1 pseudogene is annotated in these 1,273 nt (G+C 49.8%); it reads right to left on the reverse strand.

Annotated features, from left to right (window positions below):
- A pseudogene (locus GEU01_RS25470) lies at window positions 1-1,213 on the reverse strand (site-specific integrase); the annotation flags it as partial.
- Between the last annotated feature and the right edge of the window lie 60 nt (window positions 1,214-1,273).

Raw genomic sequence — 1,273 nt, forward strand, 5'->3', positions numbered from 1 at the left:
TAGTGTACGCGACCGAAGTTTTACCTTCCGGAACATCAAGCCAGCAGACCTGCCCTGCCGGAACGACGTTGCCAGACTGATCAACCACATCCTCTGATTGCTCGCGCGTGCAGCCGACCCGAAGTCGGGCGATCTCATTGCTCCGAAGGCCTGCATGTGTCCACACCACGGCGATTGCCTGCAACAGGGCGAATGGATAGAAACAGTCAGGAGAAAGATCGTCTGGTTCAATGTTGAAGCTGGCCCAGGTCAGTTTCAGCCAAGAAGCATCATCTATGGTCCTAGGATTTACGCCAAGATATTTCGCAATATTCTTCGGTGTCGAGAGATGATATCGCGGATTACACCGGAGCTGCGCCCATTCCCAACTCTGAATATCAGATAAAAACCGACGCATAACCTGATAATAAGCAACTTTCGTTGGAGCCTGTAGAGGCTGGCCAACTGTTGGGATCAGACGATAATCAAAGGTGGAACCGCCCCAATCGCCAATACGTAACCTGTCGACGGCGGCGAGATAGTCGGCACATACCGATACCGTCCATTGCTCTGGTCCTGTGACCTCAGGATGCTCGCGACCCAACCAGATTCCGATACGGGTCAGAGTGTTGTAAACTGCTCGCCTCGACCCTTCTCGCAAGGTTGTTGTTTCCAACCAACGTCGGCACCATGTCATCCACTCAGGATTGATATTATCAGTTTCAGTTCCATGACGAGGTTGGTATGCCCGGAAATTAATAACCTTCGATGTAAGCCCCATTGCGGCCAAACCGTTTGACAATATTCCAATCCGCTTGGCGATATGATTTCCTGTGTAACACTCTCGTGTATGTTCCAGTATCTTCCTATCAAAACTTTCAAGTTTTGGATTCTCGCCTTGTAATGCAACTGCAGCAAATACTGATGGTACGAGGGGCCGAACGGTCTGACAGACGAAGCCGACACGGGTTAGGGCCGAGAACAGACGCTCACATTCTGTATCAACAATCTCCGCTCCAAAAACCAATCGGGCAACGACAGCCGTCGCCACATTGCGTTGAATTTTGTACACGCTTCGAAAACCACACAGAAGATAAGCGACTGCAATCAACTGCGGTACCATTCCGGTTTTTTTCAGAACAGGACTATTATTGATAATCTCAACCCACAGGTCTTCACTCCACCCCCAGTAGGGTTTTTCCTGGTGTGCGACCGTCAGAAGCAAATACTTCAAAGCACGATGGCTGTTAGCCCATCTTATTCACGGCATTGAGTATTTTGCGTGGATTTTTCC

It is taken from the genome of Komagataeibacter europaeus LMG 18890, assembly GCF_000285295.1.
In the GTDB taxonomy this organism is placed as follows: domain Bacteria; phylum Pseudomonadota; class Alphaproteobacteria; order Acetobacterales; family Acetobacteraceae; genus Komagataeibacter; species Komagataeibacter europaeus.